This window comes from Empedobacter sp. GD03739 (assembly GCF_029843245.1).
In the GTDB taxonomy this organism is placed as follows: domain Bacteria; phylum Bacteroidota; class Bacteroidia; order Flavobacteriales; family Weeksellaceae; genus Empedobacter; species Empedobacter falsenii_B.
The window spans coordinates 50267-56952 of the sequence record NZ_JAOCHX010000020.1 but is presented as its reverse complement, the minus strand read 5'-3'; the positions used below and the strand labels follow the sequence as shown (position 1 = coordinate 56952).

Sequence of the window (6686 nt, the reverse complement as noted above, 5' to 3'; positions counted from 1 at the left end):
GTCCAATGGAAAATTATCAGAAAGATCTAATATTTTTAAATTTACAATTTGCGCATTTAAGCAAATCGTAAACAATGTAAATAAGTAAAATATTTTATTCATATAATTTAAAATCAATAATGAATTAAAGATATATTTTAATCTCGTTAAGAATTTGTTAATCAGAATATTTTATAGATATTTTAACAAAAAAAAACGCTACTAAAAAGTAACGCTTTATAATTATTGTAAATAATATTTTTCTAATGAGCTTCTAACCAATTCGCTCCTACTCCGACTTCTGCAATCAACGGAACATCCATTTGCATTGCAGCTTCCATAGTCGATTTGATTAATTCAGAAACTTTTTCAACCTCATCTTTTGGTGCATCAAAAATTAACTCATCATGCACTTGTAAAATCATTTTGGTTTTATAATTTTTCTTCAATTCTTTCTGAATTTGAATCATTGCCATTTTCACGATATCAGCCGCAGTTCCTTGTATTGGTGCATTTACAGCATTTCGCTCAGCATGCGAACGCACTACTGCATTTCTCGAATTGATATCTTTCAAATAACGGCGACGTCCCATTAACGTTTCTACAAAACCTTGGTCACGAGCCACCTCAACTTGTTTTTCGATATACGCTTTCAACGTTGGGTAAGTTTCATAATACGCATCAATCAATGCTTTGGCTTCTTTACGAGAAATATTCGCTTGATCTGCCAAACCGAAAGCCGAAACACCATAAATAATTCCGAAATTCACCGTTTTTGCCTGACTACGTTGTTCACGCGTCACCTCATCCAACGCCACATTAAAAACTTTTGCGGCAGTAGAAGCATGAATATCTTCTCCATGTTTGAAAGCCTCTACCATTGCAGGATCTTGTGACATTTGCGCAATCAAACGCAATTCAATTTGCGAATAATCGGCAGAAATAATCACATGATTTTCATCTCGTGCAACAAAGGCTTTACGAATCTGCTGACCTTCTTCTGAACGAATCGGAATGTTTTGTAAATTCGGATTTACAGAAGACAAACGTCCCGTTGCAGCAACCGTTTGCGCGTATGTTGTATGCACGCGACCAGTTTTTGGATTCACCAATTCTGGCAACGCATCAATATAAGTCGATTTTAATTTTTGTAATTGACGGTACTCTAAAATATCATTGATAATTGGATGTTTATCTTTCAATTTCGATAAAATTTCTTCTCCTGTTGCGTACTGACCTGTTTTGGTTTTCTTCGCTTTTGGATCTAATTGTAATTTATCAAATAAGATTTCTCCCAATTGTTTTGGCGAGTTAAGATTGAATTCTTCTCCAGCATCTTCCTGAATTTTTGCTTCCAATTCTCTTAATTTCGCTTCGTGTTTAACTGAAAGTTCTTTCAAGAACGGAACATCCAAATTAACACCTTCCAATTCCATATCAGCCAAAACTTGCATCAATGGCATTTCAAGATCAGTGAATAATTTGTGTGTATTTGCTTTGATTAATTCTGGTTCGAAAAGATTTTTCAATTGATTTGTAATATCAGAATCTTCTACTCCATATTCAGTTTGCTCCATCAACGGAACATCACGGAAATTCTTTTGATTCTTTCCTTTTTTTCCAATCAAACTTTCGATTGAAACTGGTTGATAGCTCAAATATGTTTCTGACAACACATCCATATTGTGACGCATATCTGGATTAATCAAATAATGCGCAATCATCGTATCAAAATTCTGACCTAAAACAACAATGTCATATTTGTTTAAAACTTTAATATCATATTTTAGATTTTGACCAATTTTCGAAATTGATTCATCTTCAAAAAATGGTTTAAATTCGTTGATAATTGCTTTTGTTTCCTCGAAATCAGTTGAAAAAGGAACATAATAACCTTTTCCTTTTTCCCAAGAAAATGAAATTCCAACCAATTCAGCTTCTAAAGCATCCAAAGAAGTTGTTTCCGTATCGAACGTCACTTCTTTTTGTTTTAGAATATTTCGTAATAAAATTTCTCTACCTTTTTTCGTATCGATTAATTGATATAAATGATTCGTTGTTGAAATATCTGTAAAAGCTGAATTTTGTGGAACGATTTCTTCATCAGACGTAAAATCGAACAATGATTGTTGAGCCATTTGCACTTGATTCGAAGAAATCTGACTTGCCGCAGAAATTTCTTCTTGCGCTTCTTTGATAATTCCCGAAACATCCAAACCATAAATTCTGTAAACCGTTTCTAACATACGACGGAATTCTAACTCCGTGAAAAGTTCAGTAACTTTTTCTATATCTGGCGGGCAAACCGTTAAATCTTCTTCATCAAATTCTACAGGAACATCTGTAATAATCGTTGCTAATTTCTTCGAAAGAATTCCAAGCTCTTTATTCTCTTCAATCTTTTCTTTAGCTTTCCCTTTCAGCTTATCTGTATTCGCTAAAAGGTTTTCCAATGATCCAAATTCTTTCAAATATTTACTTGCCGTTTTTGCTCCAACACCTGGTAAACCTGGAATATTATCCACAGCATCACCCATCATTCCAAGGTAATCGATAACTTGAATTGGATCGTCGATTTCAAATTTTTCTTTTACTTCTTCAATTCCCCAAATCTCAACACCTTTTCCATTTGCAGCAGGACGATACATTTTAATTTTTTCCGTTACCAATTGCGCAAAATCCTTATCGGGTGTCACCATATAAGTTGTATAACCAGCTTTCTCTGCTTTCTGTGCTAATGTTCCGATCACATCATCTGCTTCGTAACCTTCGGCAAAAAGTACTGGAATTTTTAACGCACGTAAAATATCTTGAATATACGGAACTCCTTGACGAATTGCTTCTGGCGTTTCATCACGATTTGCTTTATATTCAGGAAAATCTACCGTACGAACTGTTGCTTGACCAACATCAAAAACAACCGCCAAATGCGTTGGTTGTTCACGTCGAATAACATCGAACAAGGAATTCGTAAATCCCATAATTGCCGATGTATTGAAACCTTTTGAGTTGATTCGTGGATTTTTGATAAATGCATAATATCCTCTAAAAATTAAGGCATAAGCATCTAACAAAAAAAGTCTTTTATCTAATTGATTCATTTAATAAGTTTTAAGTATTACGCTAAACGTTTTACGCTAAACGATAATAACAAAATTGTGACGTAGAACTTATAACGTACCACGTAAAACTAAAATTTAATATTCTGGTGCTAATTCAACAACCAATCCATCCATTTCATCCGAAAGATGTAACTGACAACCTAAACGTGAATTATCTTTCACATTAAATGCCTCTGCTAACATTGCATCTTCATCAGGCGTCATTTCTGGTAATTGAATTTCTGGAGTCAACACATAACATTGACAAGAGGCACACATCGCCATTCCACCACAAATACCAATGGTTCCTTCTGGTGCTAATTCGTAGGCGCGCACAAGCTCCATGATATTCATATTCATATCAGTAGGCGCGTCAACTTCATGCGAAACACCTTCTCTATCTATAATTGTAATTTTAATATCTGCCATAATACTTTTTCAAGTTAAACAAAAATACGGATTGTTTACTTTCAAAAAAAGAATATACCTCATTGGTTCATATTTAATACTAATTTTAAATAAGAACTGTTACGAATTACGAATTTTGTCGACTAATTAGTAAAATTAAAAAAATGAATTCACACGAAATAGATTATAAAATATATGGCTGTACGTTTTCAAAACAAATGAGACATTTCAGTTAAAAAATTAAGAGAGTGTTTTTTTTATAAATTTATAATTTTTTGTTGAAAATACAATTGCCTTCTTTTAGCGATTGTTTTTTGTTTAATAATTGCTCTTTTTTCCAATATTTTATCTGCTCTTCCGAAATACATATCGGCAGGAGTTAGATTATTCAAAGCCTCATGATATCTACGATTGTTGTAATTTTCGACAAAATGTTCGAGGGCAAAAATTAGTTCCTCAGGATGATAATAATGATCCAGTTTTACCACATTTTTCATTGTTCTATGATAACGTTCAATTTTTCCTTGCGTTTGAGGATGAAGCGGTTTTCCTCGTATATGTTTCATTTTTTGAGTATTTTTCAAATAATCTTTTAATTCATTTGAAACATAACAAGGTCCATTGTCTGACAATAATTTTGGTCTCTGTTTGGTTTTAATTTGAGCCTTTTCAATTGCCTTTTTTACGGTTCTTTTTACATCTTCAGCCTTCATCGAGCTGCACAACTCCCAATGAATAATATAGCGACTGTAATCGTCCAAAATAGTACTCAAATAATACCATCCCCAACCAATAATCTTGAAATATGTAAAATCTGTTTGCCACATTTCATGCACAAAATTGGTTTTGTCGTTGAATTCATTTGCTGCTGAAATTAAGATATGATTGGGTGCAGAAATCAAATCTCTTTGCTTTAATATCCGATAAACGCTCGATTCTGAAATAAAAACACCTAATTCGTCCGTCATTTTAAATGCTAATTCTCTAGCCGATAATTCTGGATAATCTAAGGCTAATTCTACAATCAAATCTTTCTGAGATTCGGGAATACTGTTCCATTTTCGATGAATAGATGGACGTTTTGATTCTAAACCTTCAAATCCATTTTCAAGATAATTAGAATACCATTTGTAAAATGTACTTCTGGAAATACCAAACTCATCCAAAGTCCGTTTAACACCGATTTCTGAACGTGTAACAACTTCAATAATCTCGTATTTTTCACTTGCTGATAATCGCATATATTTCTTGAATTTACCAATTAATCCAATGAGTCCAAGGTTTTTTTTACGATATCATAGCGAACAACTAAATCGGCTACAATCTCCTTTAAACGCATGTTTTCTTTACGTAAATCAGAAACATCATCGCTCGTTGCTTCACGTGTTATATCACCTGAAAGTCGCTTTTTACCAGCTTCCAAAAACTCTTTATTCCATTTATAAAATTGAGATTGTGAAATAGAATATTTTCGACATAGTTCAGCAATAGAAGTCTCTGCTCGTAAAGCTTCCATTACGATTAATATCTTTTGTTCAGCTGTAAAAATTCTTCGTGTATTATTACGGATATCTTTTACAAATTTTTCTGGAGTTTTCTTTTTAAAATTTGCCATAATTAAAGTTAATGTTTTAATGAAAACACTAACTTAATTTTTAGGTCTTAACTGTCCACTTTTTGCTGAAGATTTACAATTTGAAAAAACTTTTATTAACCGTTATTTTTTGTTCAGGATTTACGTTTGGACAAAATATTTTATCTTTTAGTAATGATCAATATAGCGGGATTAACGGTAGTGTTTTTTCTCCGACAACTTCATATTTTAACCCGAATAAATGGGATATTAATATTATTTCTGAGGATATTTTATTCAGAAATGATTACGCTTACGTATCCGATCAAAACGTATTAGGTTTAATAAAAGGTGAAACAAAATCAGCAAATATAAAAGCTGGAATAAGAGGAGAAACGCATTCTAATATTTTAGATTTCGCAACTAGAAATACGATTTCTTATCATTTGGAAAATGATTTTCTGGGACCTTCCGTTTCTTTTAAAAAGAAAATTAATAATCAAACTTATCGTCTTGGAATTTTCACCCGACTTCGTACACAAGGTTCTATTAAAGATTTAGATAATTATTTTCGTTTTAGTAATCAGAATGAAATAGAACCAAAAAATTATGAGTTTGAACCTACAAAGACAAATGCAATGAATTGGGCTGAATTAGGCTTAAATGTTGCGACAAATTTGTATACAACTAATACTTCTGAAGTTATTATTGGGGCAAATATTAAATATCTTTTGGGTTTAGATGGCGCGTATATCAAAAGTAAAAACGCGATAAAATTAGAAGCTGAACCAACTATAACAAGTACAATCGACAATCCTGATGCAAATATTTATGCGTCAAATTATGATATAAAAGCAGGATATTCTACCAATTATGATTTTGATCGCGATAAATATGTTTTACGAAATAGAGGAAATGGAGTTGGAATAGATTTAGGAATTTCTTTTGTGAACAGAAGAGCGAATGATGAATTATATGATTTCAAATTTTCGGCAAATTTATTAGATGTTGGATTAGTAAAATTCAGAGGCGATAACCATCATTTCTACAATCCCTCGCAAAGAGTTCAAATTCGTAATAATCCAAAATTAGATGGAGTTGAATTTGAAAGTGTTGATCAATATTTAGGACTTTTGAGCAAAGAAGTTTATGGTGATGAAACAAAATCTAAAACTGGAAATAATTTTTCAATCGGTTTACCAACAAGTTTGCATCTTAATCTAAGTAAAAAAATTATCGAAAATCATTATTTAAATTTCAATTGGATGCAACGAATTCCAGTTTTCGAGAATAGTTTGAAACGTATCAATGTGCTCCAAACTTCTTATTCTATCCAAAAAGATGGATTTGGAATTGGGCCTTCACTTTCTATCTATGATTATGAAAATGTAACGTTTGGAGGTTATGTAAGAATTGGCCCTCTAATTTTGGGCAGTGATAATGCAATTCCAATCGTTTTCAAACAGAAAAAATTAACTTCTGCGAACTTTTATTTTGGATTAAAATTTTATCCTTTTTGGGACAATGAAGCCAAAAGACGAAGTAGAGAACCTTGTGAATGTGAATAAAAAAAACCTTTTACGCAAAACGTAAAAGATTTAAAAAATATTTCTATTTATTTTGTT

The 6686-nt window shown here is 32.1% G+C and carries 3 protein-coding genes and 1 pseudogene; 1 reads left to right on the top strand and 3 read right to left on the bottom strand.

Annotated features, from left to right (window positions below; all coding sequences use genetic code 11):
* Window positions 1-242: 242 nt before the first annotated feature.
* From polA to N5E64_RS08405, 3 genes and pseudogenes are all read right to left on the bottom strand, one after another.
* Window positions 243-3080: a DNA polymerase I gene (polA, locus tag N5E64_RS08415; RefSeq protein WP_280037005.1), complete on the bottom strand. Its 2838-nt coding sequence runs from the start codon at window positions 3078-3080 to the stop codon at window positions 243-245.
* Between the two features lie 96 nt (window positions 3081-3176).
* Window positions 3177-3509 (bottom strand): 2Fe-2S iron-sulfur cluster-binding protein, encoded by a 333-nt coding sequence (locus N5E64_RS08410; protein WP_180905218.1) that lies wholly within the window; start codon window positions 3507-3509, stop codon window positions 3177-3179.
* A gap of 236 nt (window positions 3510-3745) precedes the next feature.
* Window positions 3746-5103 (bottom strand): annotated as a pseudogene (locus N5E64_RS08405) (IS3 family transposase).
* Between the two features lie 80 nt (window positions 5104-5183).
* On the opposite strand from N5E64_RS08405, the gene N5E64_RS08400 reads away from it, so the two are divergent.
* On the top strand, window positions 5184-6629 hold the full coding sequence (locus tag N5E64_RS08400) for a DUF5723 family protein (protein ID WP_219034880.1): 1446 nt from the start codon (window positions 5184-5186) through the stop codon (window positions 6627-6629).
* Window positions 6630-6686 lie beyond the last annotated feature (57 nt).